Annotated in this window: 12 protein-coding genes; 4 read left to right on the plus strand and 8 right to left on the minus strand. The window is 43.3% G+C overall.

Going from position 1 to position 15,360, the window contains the following annotated elements; translation table 11 throughout:
- Positions 1-223: 223 nt before the first annotated feature.
- Positions 224-508, minus strand: coding sequence for a hypothetical protein (locus J9317_RS05440; RefSeq protein ID WP_211556840.1), 285 nt, complete (start codon positions 506-508; stop codon positions 224-226).
- A 412-nt stretch (positions 509-920) separates the two neighbouring features.
- On the opposite strand from J9317_RS05440, the gene J9317_RS05445 reads away from it, so the two are divergent.
- From J9317_RS05445 to J9317_RS05455, 3 genes are all read left to right on the plus strand, one after another.
- The gene (locus J9317_RS05445) at positions 921-3,947 is read left to right on the plus strand and encodes an efflux RND transporter permease subunit (RefSeq protein ID WP_211556841.1); all 3,027 of its coding nucleotides are present in this window, start codon (positions 921-923) and stop codon (positions 3,945-3,947) included.
- Positions 3,948-4,666: 719 nt separating this feature from the next.
- Positions 4,667-6,424: a multidrug ABC transporter ATP-binding protein BmrC gene (bmrC, locus tag J9317_RS05450; RefSeq protein WP_211556842.1), complete on the plus strand. Its 1,758-nt coding sequence runs from the start codon at positions 4,667-4,669 to the stop codon at positions 6,422-6,424.
- Positions 6,421-8,451: an ABC transporter ATP-binding protein gene (locus tag J9317_RS05455; RefSeq protein ID WP_211556844.1), complete on the plus strand. Its 2,031-nt coding sequence runs from the start codon at positions 6,421-6,423 to the stop codon at positions 8,449-8,451. The genes bmrC and J9317_RS05455 overlap by 4 nt, the downstream gene beginning before the upstream one ends.
- A gap of 43 nt (positions 8,452-8,494) precedes the next feature.
- On the opposite strand, the gene J9317_RS05460 is transcribed toward J9317_RS05455, so the two are convergent.
- Positions 8,495-9,112 (minus strand): NAD(P)-dependent oxidoreductase, encoded by a 618-nt coding sequence (locus J9317_RS05460; protein WP_211556845.1) that lies wholly within the window; start codon positions 9,110-9,112, stop codon positions 8,495-8,497.
- A 274-nt stretch (positions 9,113-9,386) separates the two neighbouring features.
- Entirely contained in the window at positions 9,387-9,587 is a 201-nt protein-coding gene (locus tag J9317_RS05465) for an alpha/beta-type small acid-soluble spore protein (protein ID WP_211556847.1), read from the minus strand.
- Positions 9,588-9,841: 254 nt separating this feature from the next.
- Here J9317_RS05465 and J9317_RS05470 point away from each other — a divergent pair, with 254 nt between their 5' ends.
- Positions 9,842-10,084: a hypothetical protein gene (locus J9317_RS05470; protein WP_211556849.1), complete on the plus strand. Its 243-nt coding sequence runs from the start codon at positions 9,842-9,844 to the stop codon at positions 10,082-10,084.
- A gap of 285 nt (positions 10,085-10,369) precedes the next feature.
- Here J9317_RS05470 and J9317_RS05475 read toward each other — a convergent pair whose 3' ends face one another.
- The 5 genes from J9317_RS05475 to J9317_RS05495 all read right to left on the minus strand — a co-directional run bounded on the left by J9317_RS05475 (position 10,370) and on the right by J9317_RS05495 (position 15,345).
- On the minus strand, positions 10,370-11,497 hold the full coding sequence (locus tag J9317_RS05475) for an ABC transporter ATP-binding protein (protein WP_211556852.1): 1,128 nt from the start codon (positions 11,495-11,497) through the stop codon (positions 10,370-10,372).
- A gap of 137 nt (positions 11,498-11,634) precedes the next feature.
- The gene (locus tag J9317_RS05480) at positions 11,635-12,540 is read right to left on the minus strand and encodes a helix-turn-helix domain-containing protein (RefSeq protein ID WP_211556854.1); all 906 of its coding nucleotides are present in this window, start codon (positions 12,538-12,540) and stop codon (positions 11,635-11,637) included.
- Positions 12,541-12,659: 119 nt separating this feature from the next.
- On the minus strand, positions 12,660-12,869 hold the full coding sequence (locus J9317_RS05485; protein ID WP_211556856.1) for a YheE family protein: 210 nt from the start codon (positions 12,867-12,869) through the stop codon (positions 12,660-12,662).
- 80 nt (positions 12,870-12,949) lie between these two features.
- The gene (locus tag J9317_RS05490; protein ID WP_211556858.1) at positions 12,950-13,978 is read right to left on the minus strand and encodes a YheC/YheD family endospore coat-associated protein; all 1,029 of its coding nucleotides are present in this window, start codon (positions 13,976-13,978) and stop codon (positions 12,950-12,952) included.
- Positions 13,975-15,345, minus strand: a complete 1,371-nt coding sequence (locus J9317_RS05495; RefSeq protein WP_211556860.1) for a YheC/YheD family endospore coat-associated protein — start codon at positions 15,343-15,345, stop codon at positions 13,975-13,977. The genes J9317_RS05490 and J9317_RS05495 overlap by 4 nt, the downstream gene beginning before the upstream one ends.
- Positions 15,346-15,360: the final 15 nt, after the last annotated feature.

Consider the following 15,360-nt stretch of genomic DNA (forward strand, 5'->3'; position numbering starts at 1 on the left):
ATCGAAATTTATCTCCCGGCAAGCATTAACCCGAATATAGCCGGCCCTCTCAATAAGGGACCAAATAAAAAAACCTGCTCAGCAGGTTTTCGTTCTTACAGCATATTGATAATCCAAGCGATGACAACAATTGCTCCAATAACCATTAAAATTGTACGCAGCATGTTCATTCTCCTTTGCACTTTATAATTTAGTGTATCCATTGCCGGGTTGATTATACTAATTAATGCAGAGGTGAAAGAAGGGCGGAGTTTTCTTTCTCAAACAGTTCGCCTAGCTTTTCACTTACCTGATCATACTTATCTTTGTCGCAAATAATCTGAAGTTCCTTATTTTGAGATACTGTCAGCAAAAATGCGACAAGGGATGGGAGTTTAGATACATCTACTTTAGACCTTTCGTCTGCATTGATATATATGTCAGTATTAAGTGTTTTAGCAAGCTGGTTCAATTCGATTGCCTGTTCCATTTTCAAAGAAGAACCAACAAAATATGTAGCTTTTTCCATTTATAGTACCTCCCGATTTAGGATGTCATTTCTTTTTTTATTGTTGTGTTTCTATTACCTCTTTATTAAAGAAGTGAAACTGAAAAATATGAAAATGGGTAAAAAGGCCTTGTGTTTGGTAAGTGTTGATTACACAAAAAACATCCCCCTTCTTCAACGGACTAAGCCTCAAGTCCAATAGAAAAATATGACTTCAGTTCATTATGGGAAATGATGTAAATAAGTAAAGTGATAAAGGGAGGGAGCTTTTAAATAATAATAGAAATCAGGAATGCAATCAGTTAAACTAAAACAGGTTTAATTAGAAAAAAAAGTAATTTAATGAAAAATTTACAATTTTTTTAAATGAAGAGAACCTTTGTATCGTATTGTAAGGATGGGGTCATTCATTATTTATTCAGGGGGCTAAGAAATGTCGATCTTAACAAAGTTTTCATTAAAAAACCGTGCAGCACTTATCATTATGATTTTATTAGTAACGATTTTAGGGGTTTATTCTGCAGGGCGGCTTCCAATGGAATTATTCCCGAGTGTGGATCAGCCAATGATAAATGTTACAGCATTCGGTCAGGGGCTTGATGCAGAAACGATGGAAAAAGAAGTGACCTATCCGATGGAGAGGGAGCTGAAAAACGTCAAAAATCTGGACACGATGACCTCTTCAACGAGTGAAGGCTTTATTCAAATGACCCTCTTCTTTAAGACTGGGACCAATCTCAAAGAAGCGGGCCGCGACATTGAAAAGGCAACAAATCAGTTGAAATTGCCGCAAGGGGTAGATCGTCCAGTCGTATCGCAGCTTAACACGGATATGATTCCAGTTGTTCAGCTTGCATTAGAATCTGAAAATGGATTCACAAAAGAATTGGAAAGCAAGATTGAAAACGATGTCCTGCCGCAATTTCAGGAGGTGGACGGGGTTTCAACAGCGGCGGCATATGGCATGTCCGTTACCGAACTTTCCATTAAATTGGATGCAGATAAGCTGAAAGAAAAGAAGATTTCTCCCCAGCAGATAGCGATGGCACTGCAATCTCAAAATGCCTCCATTCCCTCAGGGGAAGTAACGGCAGACGGTAAAACGAATGCAGTAAGAATTCTCGGCACCGTAAAAGATGTTAAGCAAATCCAAAACATTCAGCTGAATCCAGCTGCAAAGCTTAAAGATGTAGCGGACGTCAAAATTGACCAGTTTTATGAAGCCGAAACACGCTTTAACCAAAAACAGTCCCTGCTTGTTGCAATCAATAAAGAATCAGGGGCAAATACTGTAACGGTCAGCAAAAAGATTGAAGAAAAAATAAAAGAAATCCGTGAAGATTATAAATCGGATTTTGCGATGAACGTTCTTATGTCATCCGGGGAGCAAGTCGAAAGCTCCGTATACAGTATGGCTAAGGAAGTAGCAATCGGAGCTCTTGCAGCAACACTGATCATCTTAATTTTCCTGAAAAATATCCGTACAACCATGATCGCAGTTGTCAGCATTCCGCTTTCGATCCTAATCACACTGTTCCTGCTTGACCTATCCGGAGTATCTTTAAATATTTTAACGCTGGGCGGTCTTGCTGTGGCAGTCGGAAGACTTGTTGATGACAGCATTGTTGTCATTGAAAATATCTATAGAAGGATGCAGCAGGAAGGACGGTCATTGGATGTTATTGTGAGTGGGACGAAGGAAGTTGCCGTTGCCATTACATCATCAACATTGACAACGATTGCGGTATTCCTGCCAATGATTTTTATCGGAGGAATCGGAGAATTTGCAAGCTCGCTCGTCCTTGCTGTTGTTTACTCCATTTTAGCTTCTTTACTGGTAGCTTTAACAGTGGTTCCGCTTATGAGCTACGGGTTATTGAAAAATATTAAACCGAAAAAGGCATCCCCTGCCAGAAGATATATTGCAGCGCTGACTTGGGCACTTAATCATAAATGGGTAGTGGCAGGCTTTTCTCTCCTTTTATTTATCGGATCGATTACAGCGTATGCCGCGATTCCGCAGACGAATGTTAAATCGGAGGATGAATCGTTCGTAACCGTCACGATGGCGTTTCCCGCAAACTATGATTTAAATAAAGCAAAAAATCAAGCAAAAGAAGTTGAAGCTCTTTTAATGAAAGAAGAAAAGCTTGATGATCTTTATATGAATATGGGAACAGACCGCGCTTCTGCACAGTGGGGCCAAGCCACGAAGGAAAATGAAGCTACCTTTCAGCTTGGATTTAAAGAAGGAAAAAACACGGATGAATTTATTGAAAGAGTGAAGAAGCTTGAAAAAGACTATAACCCGGCCACTCTAGAAGCCTCAAAAATGGACTATGGTTCCTTCGGAGGCGGAAATGGTCTGGAAATCAATGTTACGGCAGCGAATAATCAGGATCTTGTTAAATCAGCAGACAAGGTGATGGCAGAACTGAAAAAAATGGACGGCTTGGAGAAAATTAAAAGCAATCATGAGGATTCCAAGCAGGAGTGGATGATCGATGTCAATCAGGAAAAGGCAATGGCAGCCGGGCTCACACCTGCTCAAATAAGCGGGGATATTCAGCCGCTGCTAGGCCGGGTTCCTGCAGGTGAAATGACGATTGGAGATGAGAAGGTCCAAACGGTTTTATCAGCGGATAGCAGTGATTTCACTGCAAAGCAGGATATTCTTGATTCCCCAGTTTACTCCCAAACTGCCGGCCCCATTCCGCTGAAACAGCTTGCAGCCATTGAAGAGCGCGAAATGAAAAGCTTAATTTACCACAAGGACGGTAAAGAAACCATTCAGATCAGCGGTGAGATTGCAGGCGAGGATATGGCAAAAATCGGCTCAGAAATCAGTACGATACTAAGCAAGCTTGATCTGCCGGCCGGGGCAAAAGCAGATATGGGCGGAGCAACCGAATCCATGCAGGAAAACTTTATGGATCTGTTTAAAATCATGGGAATTGCCATCCTGGTTGTTTACCTGATTATGGTCATCACATTTGGCCAGGCAAGAGCACCATTCGCTATCCTATTCTCTCTTCCTCTCGCGGTAGTTGGAGGCATTTTAGGACTGATTGTGTCCGGAACGCCAGTTGATATTAATTCCCTTATTGGTGCCCTCATGCTTATTGGAATTGTTGTAACAAATGCCATCGTGCTGATTGAACGCGTGCAGCAAAACCGTGAAAAAGGAATGGAAGTGAGAGAAGCACTTCTTGAAGCCGGCTCTACAAGGCTGCGTCCAATTATCATGACCGCCATTACAACAATCGTGGCTATGCTGCCGCTATTATTCGGTTCAGCAGAAGCGGGAAGCTTAGTATCCAAAAGCCTTGCGGTCGTTGTAATCGGAGGACTAACCGTTTCGACTGCGCTTACCCTGCTCGTCGTTCCGGTTATGTACGAATTGCTGAATGGAAAGAGAAAGAAGAAAAAACATAGTGATGAGGAAACTAGCGCAGCTTAGGCGAGGGCTTTAGCGAACTCCAGCGCCCCTTGTTCGGAGGCCTGCAGGAGGCAGGTCAGTTCTGCGTTGCGACAGTACGTCGCGAACTTTGCAGAACTTCCTTTAATTAGTGCAGCGCTCGTACTCCGTCTAGCTCCGGCGGCTAGGCCTTCGGACGCTTCACTCCCTCGAGGCCTGCAGTAGGCAGGTCAGTTCTGCGTTGCGACACGACGTCGCGCTTTTAGCAGAACTTCCTTAGATAGCGCCCTTCGGTCGGGAGTTCCACCGTCCTTCAGGCCTGATCAAGCCGCCTCCGCTTTTGTGTGAAAATTTACAATTGACAAAAAGCTGTCACAAATGATATCTTTACAAAGACATTAAACAATAATTGGAAAGGAGGGACGCGTCATGAAGAGAGTGGATATTGTTAAGTTTAATTCTGTTCGTCAATCAGCGCGGCCTTCCTTTAACGTATATACAGCTTGAATATATGAGCTGTTATTAGTTAGGGCATGGTCCGTGATACAATGCGGTGCCATGCCTTTTTTATTTGGAAAAGGCATATCCTCTAAGGTGTGCCTTTTTTTTGCTTTTTTAGGCCTTTAACGGTCTTTTAAAGATAATAAAACGATTTTTAAGGAGGAAACGAAATGACCCGAAAAACAATATCCAGAATGCTTTTAAATGAAGGAGATCCAGATAGCGGCTAGTTGTAAAAATGAAGTAAAGGAGATGAACACATGTTTTCGGTTTTAGGTAAATTAAAATGGTTTTTCAAAAAGTATTGGCTTCGCTATACCATTGCGATTGTTCTGCTGCAAATGGTTAATATCCTCGAGGTCATCCCGCCAAAGCTTTTAGGTACAGTTATTGATGAAATTAAAGCGGGGAGTTTTTCATCTGAGTCTCTTATAAAATATGTTTTCTTTTTCTTGGGACTCGGAGCTGTGACTTATACGATGACATACTTTTGGATGTACAATTTGTTCGGCGGAGCGCAATTAATTGAGAAAATTCTCCGTTCGAAATTTATGGGGCACTTAATTAAAATGACTCCAAGGTTTTATGAGAAAAACCGGACGGGTGACTTGATGGCCCGTGCAACTAATGATTTAAAGGCAGTCTCGCTAACAACAGGCTTCGGGATTTTAACGCTCGTTGATTCCAGTTTATTTATGTTAACGATTCTTTTTTCGATGGCAGTGTTAATCAGCTGGAAGCTGACGATTGCTGCGGTTCTCCCGCTCCCGCTTATGGCGATTGCGATGAACATCTACGGGAAGAAAATTCATGAACGCTTCATGCTTGCTCAGGACTCATTTGGAGATTTAAATGATAAAGTACTTGAATCTGTTCAGGGTGTCCGTGTACTAAGGGCTTTCGTTCAGGAAAAAGAAGATGTAAAACGGTTCAGCTCGATGACAGATGATGTGTACCGGAAAAACGTGGCTGTAGCGAAAATTGATGCCCTTTTTGATCCGACCATAAAGCTTCTTGTTGGAATGAGCTATATGATTGGTCTCGGATATGGAGCTTATCTCGTTTTTAATCAGGAGCTGACGCTTGGAGAACTGGTTTCCTTCAACGTTTATCTTGGAATGATGATTTGGCCTATGTTTGCAATTGGTGAGCTGATCAATATCATGCAGCGGGGAAATGCTTCATTAGACCGTGTAAATGAAACATTGGCATATGAAGCCGATGTGAAAAATCATGAGCATCCGATTCAAGTCGATACTCCGGAAACAATTGAATTCCGGAATGTAACATTTACTTATCCCTCGTCAACAGTTAATAACTTAAAGGGGATGTCCTTCAAAGCCGGAAGAGGAGAAACAATTGGTATTGTCGGAAAAACAGGCAGCGGGAAGACAACCATTATCCGGCAGCTTCTAAGACAGTACCCGCTTGGCGATGGAGAAATTCTGATTAGCGGGGTTCCTATTCAGCGTATTCCATTGGAATCGCTGCAGAGGTGGATTGGGTATGTACCGCAGGATCATATTCTCTTCTCAAGAAGTGTCCGTGAAAATATTCTTTTCGGCAAGAATGACGGCACCGAAGAGGATGTGCAGCACGCAATCGATTCCGCTTTCTTCAGAAAAGATGTTGACATGCTGCCTGAAGGCTTGAAGACACTTGTCGGGGAAAAAGGGGTCGCTTTATCCGGCGGGCAAAAGCAGCGGATTTCAATCGCTCGTGCTTTAATCGCTAATCCTGAAATACTGATTTTGGACGATTCCCTTTCAGCTGTTGATGCTAAAACCGAGACGGCTATTATTGAAAACATTCGCCGTGAACGTAAAGGGAAAACGACATTTATCACAACCCATCGTCTTTCCGCTGTCGAGCATGCTGACCGGATTCTCGTTCTTGAGGATGGCAGGGTCATGGAAGAAGGAACGCACCAGCAGCTTATGAAAGAAGATGGCTGGTATAAAACACAATATGAGCGCCAGCAGGTTGAGGCGCAAAATGAAGGCGGGGTGGGCGCATGAGCACCGGGAACCGTTTAGTCCAATACGCCCTCATATACAAAAAAACATTATTGGCTGCTCTGCTAATGCTTGCGGTTGCCGTGGGCGCAGAGCTGACAGGTCCGATTATTGCAAAGAAAATGATTGATGATCATATTATCGGTATTGAAAAGCCTTGGTTTGAGACAGAGTCTAGCGGAAAGGATTCCGTCAGTTATAAAGGCAAAACCTATAAGAGAGAGAACCGATTTGCAGAGGGAGAAACAAAAGGCAAACAGGTTCACGTCCTGCAAACCAAATTGGATTACTATTTTATTCCTGAGGCAGTGAAGGAGGACGGGGAACGAAGAGCACAAAATGGAGAGCTTGTTATAAAAAACCGTGATGGAGAAACCTCTTATCCGGCAAGTAAACTGAGCAAGCAGGAACTTTTAGCATTCTACGAGCCTGAAGTCAGCGGGCTGATTTTCCTGATGGGGCTGTATTTTGGCCTTCTTGTTCTTGCATCATTCTTTAACTATGGCCAGCGATACTTCTTGCAGGTAACCTCAAACCGCATCATTCAAAGAATGAGAGAGGATATTTTTGAACACATCCAGCGTCTGCCGATTAAATATTTTGATAACCTGCCTGCTGGAAAAGTGGTAGCAAGGGTGACCAATGATACGGAAGCGATTAGAGAACTGTATGTAGCGGTTCTGGCTACATTTTTTACAAGTGCTATATACATTACTGGTATTTTTATAGCTCTCTTCCTGCTGGAAGCGAAACTGGCGCTGATTTGCATGGTTATTTTACCAATTCTGGTTTTATGGACGATTGCTTACCGGAAATTCTCATCTAATTACAATGAGAAAATTCGTACCCTTGTCAGTGATATCAATGCAATGGTGAACGAATCGATTCAAGGCATGACCATTATTCAGGCATTTCGCCGCCAAAAGGAGACGACAGAAGAGTTTGAAAAGCTGAATGAAGAGCATTTCCATTATCAAAACAAACTCCTTAGCATCAATGCCCTTCTTTCTCACAACATGGTTGGATTTATCCGGAATGTGGCCTTCGTTGCCCTTATTTGGTACTTTGGGGGAGCATCCCTGAATCCGGGATCCATGGTTTCGCTTGGTGTCCTTTATGCATTTGTTGATTACCTGAACCGCTTGTTCCAGCCGATTTCGGGAATCGTCAACCAGTTTGCGCAGCTGGAACAGGCACGTGTCGCGTCAAACAGGGTTTTCAGTCTGCTTGATGAGAAAGGAATCGACGTAGAAGAAGCCAATAACAGGCGTTATAAAGGAAATGTTGTCTTTGACCATGTCTCCTTTGGCTATACGGAGGATCATGATGTACTCAAGGATATCCATTTTGAAGCGAAGCAGGGGGAAACCGTCGCACTAGTTGGCCACACAGGTTCCGGAAAAAGCTCAATTATGAATCTGCTGTTCCGTTTCTATGATGTCAGGACGGGGAAAATTACGATTGATGGTGTGAACATTCAGGATCTATCGAGACAGGAAGTACGCAAGCATATGGGGATTGTCCTGCAGGATCCATTTCTGTTTTCAGGGACCATATCTTCGAACGTAAACCTTGAAAATGAGGAAATCACCGGAGAGCAAATTGAAAAGGCACTAACCGATGTCGGTGCGGAAAATCTGCTGAAGAACCTGCCAAAAGGTTTTGATGAGCCAGTGATTGAAAAAGGAAGTACCCTGTCTTCAGGGCAGCGCCAGCTCATTTCATTCGCGCGTGCCCTCGCATATGATCCGGCTATCTTAATTCTTGATGAAGCGACAGCAAGCATTGATACCGAAACGGAAACAATTATCCAGGAAGCTCTGGAAGTCCTGAAAAAAGGCCGTACGACATTTATCATAGCCCACAGGCTGTCAACGATTAAAAATGCAGATCAGATTCTCGTTCTGGATCGCGGACAAATCGTGGAAAAAGGGAATCATGATGAACTAATGAAGCTTGAAGGAAAATATTATCAAATGTATAAGCTGCAGCAAGGAAAGCAAAATGCAGGCAGCACCCTTGCAGGATGAAGGAAAGAGCCAGCTAATTAAAATTAGCTGGCTCTTTAAATTTTTAGTACGCTAACCCGACCCGTGTGCAGGGGTAATGATGTTTCTGCCACTCTGTATATACAAAGTGAGCCGTATCTTGAACAGAGATAGAGGTGCCATCTTCGGGAAGGAAGCCGGCTTCGCACCGATACGACTTTGTTAGTTTTCCATCAGGTAAATAAGTTGGGCAGGCAATCGTCCAGTCTAAATCAGATTTCAGGAGCATTTCATACACCCTTGCATGTTCCTCTGCAGCTCTTGTAGAGCGCCGCTTGGATTCGTTTGATTGAAAACGGTAAAGCGAGGGTTCGGATCTTGCCTGCAGAATTCCTGCCGTGCCCACGGTAATGATCCGCTTTATTTTGAACTCGTTTGCAACAGTCAAAATGTTCCTCATGCCAGCTGTTAGAGTGTCGTCACCATCGGTATTCAAACAGCTGATGATTGTGCTGCAGCCTTCAATTGTGCTATGTACATCCTCCGCATTCCTGACGTTTCCTTTGATGATTCTCACCTTGGATTTTGGAGGAAGCTTTTCAGGTGATCTGACCAGTGCTTGAAAAGGTTGTCCAGCTTCAGTTAATAAGGAGGTAAGCTCACGGCCTACTCTGCCTGTGCTGCCAAAAAGCGCGATGTTCATAAATGCCACTTCCTTTTTCCCCATCATACCTTATTGGATAGAAGGAAGGATATTTTACAGTTTTCTTAATATGATAAACCGGTGAAGAAAATCTGTTTCCTGCACGATGAATAAAAAGATAAAGCTGAAAAGACCCCAATCCAGCTGGCCGAACATGAAAAAACTCCTTCCATTAATTTTATTCCATTATATGGAGGAGTTGTTCAATTGGAAACGGCAAAAATAAAAGAAGGGAGATGCGCTGGGCATCCCCCTTCGAATCCATGTTATGAAATTAACGAGCTCCGCCGAAAGACTGTTGAGCCATTTGTACTAGGCGTTTTGTGATTTCTCCGCCTACAGAACCGTTAGCGCGAGCAGTAGTTTCTGCTCCAAGGTTTACTCCAAACTCAGTAGCGATCTCATATTTCATTTGATCGATAGCTTGTTGTGCACCTGGTACTACTAGTTGGTTTGAGCTAGTGTTGTTTGCCATGTTTTTCAACTCCTATGAGTGTATTTTTTGGTTGGACCAGCTGGGCTTGCACCAGCCGGAGAATCAGCGAGTGAACCTCCTGCCTCTATCGGCTTGACCCATCGCGCTTGCTACAGTACGTATTATGTTTCGAATGCGAATTTTTCATCCAAATTTAAATTTGGTAAATTATTCAACGGGCAAAAAAAGGGCACATATTTAATAAACACAGGTGAAAAATACGAACAGAATGACAGGTGAAGGAGTTGGATCTGATGAGCATGTGCCCGCTTTGCAATGGTTTCGAGGCAAGGGAGATTCTCTGTCCCAATTGCGGGACAATCATGACGGATGAAGGCAGAACGACGGATTATTTAGATGATTACAGTGCCTATATGGAAATTGATACAATGAAGCTGTTTGACGGGGTTCTTCATTCCTTGGAACGGCATGAATGTGTTCATGAGTACAGCTGTCCAAATTGTTTGCATGAGGAAAGTGCGGTTATAAAAGAATGAGGGTTCTATGTGAAGGTGTTTTAAAAAAAGAAGGAGCTGTCCAGAAAGTAGTTTTCAAGGCTGCTTTCGCTTTTTGAAACTGGATTGGTTTTGGCTGATCTCCGCTGCAGGCTGCTCTAAGCTGGAGTCGCGCACCTTCCGCTGCAATCAGCCTTACCAATTATGGGTAAAGAACAAAGTAAAAAAACAGAAAACAAAAACCCGGAAATGCTCTGCTGCGTTTCCGGGTTTTCATATTATTGCACTTGGCAAGGCTTTTAAAAAGCCCATTCTTTTTAATTTAAATTATACTAATACAGCTTTCGCTTCACTTGCAGGACGGATTCTGAATTCAGAATCTTTGTCGAAGAAGTGAACTTTGTTCATATCAAATGCAAGCGGAAGAACCTGTCCCGGATCGATATCTGTACGGGAATCGACGCGTGCGATGAATTCCTGGCCTGCTACTTGAGAATAAAGCATTGTTTCAGCCCCCATAAGCTCGGATACTTCGATTTTTGCATCGATTTTAGATCCGATGGAAGCGTCAACGAATACCGGCTCATCATGGATATCTTCAGGACGGATTCCCATGATAATTTCTTTGCCGACATAGCCTTGCTCGCGAAGGAACTTCATTTTTCCTTCAGGAACGGTTACTTTTTCGCCGCTCATTTCAAAGAAGCCGTCTGAAAGTTTCCCTGTCAGGAAGTTCATTGCAGGAGATCCGATGAACCCGCCTACGAATACATTTTCAGGCTTTTCGTAAACTTCTTTCGGAGCTCCAACCTGCTGAATCAGACCGTCCTTCATAACAACAAGGCGCGTTGCCATTGTCATTGCTTCCGTTTGGTCATGCGTTACATAGATTGTCGTTGTTTGAAGACGCTGATGAAGTTTGGAAATTTCTGCGCGCATTTGTACGCGAAGCTTTGCATCAAGGTTGGAAAGCGGCTCATCCATAAGGAAAACTTTTGCATCGCGCACGATCGCACGTCCTAGTGCAACACGCTGGCGCTGACCCCCGGAAAGCGCTTTTGGTTTACGGTCCAGGTACTGTTCAAGACCGAGGATTCTTGCTGCGTCTTTAACGCGGCGATCGATTTCATCCTTAGGGAATTTGCGAAGCTTTAAACCGAATGCCATATTATCGTATACATTCATATGTGGGTAAAGTGCATAGTTCTGGAATACCATCGCGATATCGCGGTCTTTTGGTGCTACATCGTTCATGCGCTTGCCGTCAATCACGAAATCACCTTTGGAAATTTCTTCAAGTCCTGCAATCATTCGAAGAGTCGTAGATTTTCCGCACCCTGACGGTCCTACGAATACGATAAATTCTTTGTCCTTAATGTGAAGGTTAAAATCGCTAACCGCGGTTACTTTATTGTCATAAATTTTATGGATGGAATTCAATACTAATTCTGCCATGTCTCTTCCTCCTATTTTGTGCAGGTTTTTTCTGAAAGTTGAAAGCGTTTTATCTATGCTTTCATTCTAGAAAAAGGAGGTGCAGACGTAAATAGACAAGTTGCACAAAAAAATGAAAGGGCTTTCGTGCAATTTGCCTATTCTGCGGAAGGAAGAGGGTTTTCCCTGTGAATGATCAGCAGATAAACGGCTAAAGCATTGGTGAAATACTTGATATCAATGCCGGTTCTTTCAATGAAACGGTCAATTCGATACTGCAGGCTGTTCCGATGCATATATAGTGCTTTGGAGGCGGAAGACACATTTAAATTGCAGGAAAAAAATACATTTAAGGTCGAAACCAGTTCTTCTTCTTCCAATGTATCAAGCAGCCGATCGGATATAGCATTCCGAACGCTAAAATAGCGCTGACCGGTCAGAAAGAGAGGACAGGCTTCATAAAAGGTTATGACCTTCCCTTTAGGAAGCTTACCGGGATATTCCCTGAACAATTGTCTTTCGGCTTGGAACTTCTCCCTGAGTTTAGGATTACTCTCGTGAATCTGTCCTATAAAAAACGCTGGCTCGATGAAGAAATCGCTTAAAAGGGAGGAGGAGAGAGCTGTAATGGATTCCATATCGAGCAAACCAGAAGGAGCCTTCTCAATGATGACTCCTGATTGATCAGAAAGCCAGATGACAATGGCTTCTTCCATGAATCCCGCCACTGCTTCTAACAAAGCAGGCTTATCCTCGATCCTCTCGCTGAATTCTGCGTGGATAAAGCGGACGGGAAGGTCATCTGGAGGAGAGTCTGCTTTGCCGGTTAAATAATGGAACCAGCTCTTTTCCTTATGGCTGACCCCGGATAAGAAAAGACGGTCTGAAGATGCTGCTTCTGCAAATAGGGCTTGAAGCAATTCTTCTTCATTCTGTGCCAGTCTTGATTTCCGAATCCCAAAGCTTTCTCCATCCGCCGTTTCAAACCATTTATATTCATCCAGCATCCTTGGAGGTCCGGATAAAAAATCATTATGAAAGTAAAGCATCAATTGCTGAAGCATAATCAGACTCCTTTGCCTGGTGATGCTTATATTATAGCAGGTAGTGAGACAGGCATGAAAATTGCGGTTTTCACTTTCAAATGCAAAAAAGAACGGAAGTGCTCCGTCCTTGGTAATAGTTATTCATAAACGTGGAAAAGCATTAGTTCATGAATCTGGGAGACCAGATGCTCCTCTTCATCCCCGGGAGGAATCGCTGTTCCCCACTCCACCTGCCCGTTCTTATGATAGATGCCATCGTAATGAGTTCCTTTAAAGTAGAAAGAAATCCGCCATCCCGGCAAATTTGCCTGCTTGAAAAGAGGTTTCCATTGAAAATGCTGGACCATCTGTTATCACTCCTTGTGTCTCTTATCTGTATTAAAATAAATACGGCATAAAAGAAACAAATCCTCTTGCCAATAAATGGTCAAAAGGATTTGTTTTCCGCTAATTGGATAAAAAGACGGCTAAGTTTGGAAATTCTTGCTTCTTCTATTTCAGGTTCATCAAATTTCATGGGCTTTGAGTTGATTTCATATATATAAAGGTTTCCGTTTTGGTCAACGCCTGCATCGATCGAAAATTCTCCGATAAGCCCGTAGCGATCGGACAACGCTTTGCCGGCGTTTTCCGTGATGAAATGGAGCTGCTCCATATCAATCCGGTTTTCAACGAATCGGAATGGGACCATTTGTCCTCCTGCAGGCACGTGGGTAGTCAAATTCTGTTTTTTCGAAGCGCGCACTCCGGTACCAACCAAAACGTGTGTGGTTCCATCAAAAATCCCCAGCAGGCGCAGGTCATATTTTTTTCCGTTCAGTAAATCGGAATCAATCGACTGCTGAACAATGGCAGGAGTATCAGATATTTGCTTCCACACTTCCCCGATCGTTGATTGATAGGGAGGAGCATCGATGGATTCTGCCATCACATTCTGTCCGCTCATCGCGGTTACTTTCATAATTCCTTTTCCTTGGCATTGGTTCACGGGTTTGATGTAGATCTGGCCAAGCCTTGCTGTCCATTCCATAAGATTCTCCTCGCTTTCAATAAGCGAAGTGATTGGAAGAAAGGGACGCAAAAGGGGTATTTCAGACAGCGTGTTCCAGATTTCCCATTTGTTAAAAAATGAAGGATTAAAGATGGTGACTCGCTTTTCCTTGAGCTTCTTCAGGCAGTCTTCTGCTTTTAATTCTGCAATTCTTGAGGGAATCCGGTTATAAATAACATCGGGGAGGGGTGCTTTAATCAATTGCCATTGATGCTTTTCAGCAAAAAAACTGAAGCCCTCCGCGTATTTTTCCTTTATCCCCTCTGTAGTGACTACGTAGCAGAGGCCCCCCAGCCTTGAGACCTCTCCAATTAACTTTTTAAAATAGAATTCACTTCCATAAAACGTACGGCTTTTTTTCCCTGGAGCTGTTAAAATTGCAATCCGCGGCTGTCCGCTCGTCATTGGACAATATCCTCAGGTGATTCAATCGATTTTTTCATCAGAAACATGGCATAATCTAAAAATTGTCTTCTGGAAAGCAAATCTCCTTCTTTTAGCTTTGGATGGGAGAAAATAGAACGCCCGGGTTTGGAATTGGCTTCAAACAGCCAAATCTTTCCTGCCTGGTCCAGACCAAGGTCAAAGCCAATTTCGCCGATAAATCCGGGAACATTTTCATCAATATATTGGCTGAGGAGAATGGAGGACTCTGTTAAATTATGAAGCACGCGAATCCGTTCCTGCGGATCCTCAAAGAGTTCTTCAAGGGTTTTGACAATCCCCCCGCTGTTCAAGTGGGTGGTCACACTCCCCTTTCCGGCTATCTTAGCAGCAATCGCTGTAACGCTCCATTCGCCCTCTGAATCTTTGTTCGTATGAATGCGGAAATCCACTGCCTGACTATTCTGCCGGAAAAGCTCGATTCCCTGCTGTGCCAAATATGAATCGAGTATTCTTCCATTAAAGGAATGCTTGAAAAAATGTTCAAGCGAAGGATATTTCCGAAGCTTATTTTGAAAGGCTTCATCCCGGTATTTACAGTAGTAGCATTCTTCCTTCCGGCTGTACATGAGCTGAAACACGCCAAGACCAAGACTGCCATTAGCGGGCTTTAAGTAAACACTTTTATAAGAGCTTAGCATTTGCTCGATTTGCTTAAGATCCGGTCCGAGGACGGTTTCAGGTAAAAATTCCTTCGCTTTTGGAATACGGGAAAGTGTTTGATGAATATCCCATTTATTAAAGAATCCCGGATTAAACCATGGAATGCCGTATTCTTCAATCAAACGCCGTTTAACGAGCTTCAATGCGTGATGATTTTCAGCTTTTCGGTTCGGAAGCCGATCGTAAACGACATTCGGGATGGGTACCTCAAGCTCACTCCAGCCTTTTTGGCCATATGTATAGCCAGTGACCGTCCCGTTTTCCCAGTTAATGTGATGTGCTCCAAACACCACTGTGTACATACCGGCTGTCTGATCCATACTCATCATTTTCGCGAAAAATAAAGACCGCTCGCCGATCGGTCTGAGTAAAGAATCGGTAAAACCTGCTGTGAAAATTCCAATTAAAGGGCCTAAATAAAGAATCCCGTCATGTATGAGCACCCGGGTTCTACCTGGAAAGGGAAGCTTGAGCTTTTCTGCCATCGCTGGATGCACTCCGATTTCCCATCCGTTTTGCCCTGTTGCCTGTGAAGTGCATGGAAGGCAAAATGTGCCAAAGGCAGCGTGGCTTACATCTTCAAATACATCATGTCCGGACGGAAAGACAAATTCCGGTCCGTTGTCTTTTTCACTCAGCAAATATAGCGTGTAAATATCGGACATAACGGCATTCAGGCT

Source organism: Metabacillus flavus (genome assembly GCF_018283675.1).
In the GTDB taxonomy this organism is placed as follows: Bacteria; Bacillota; Bacilli; order Bacillales; family Bacillaceae; genus Metabacillus_B; species Metabacillus_B flavus.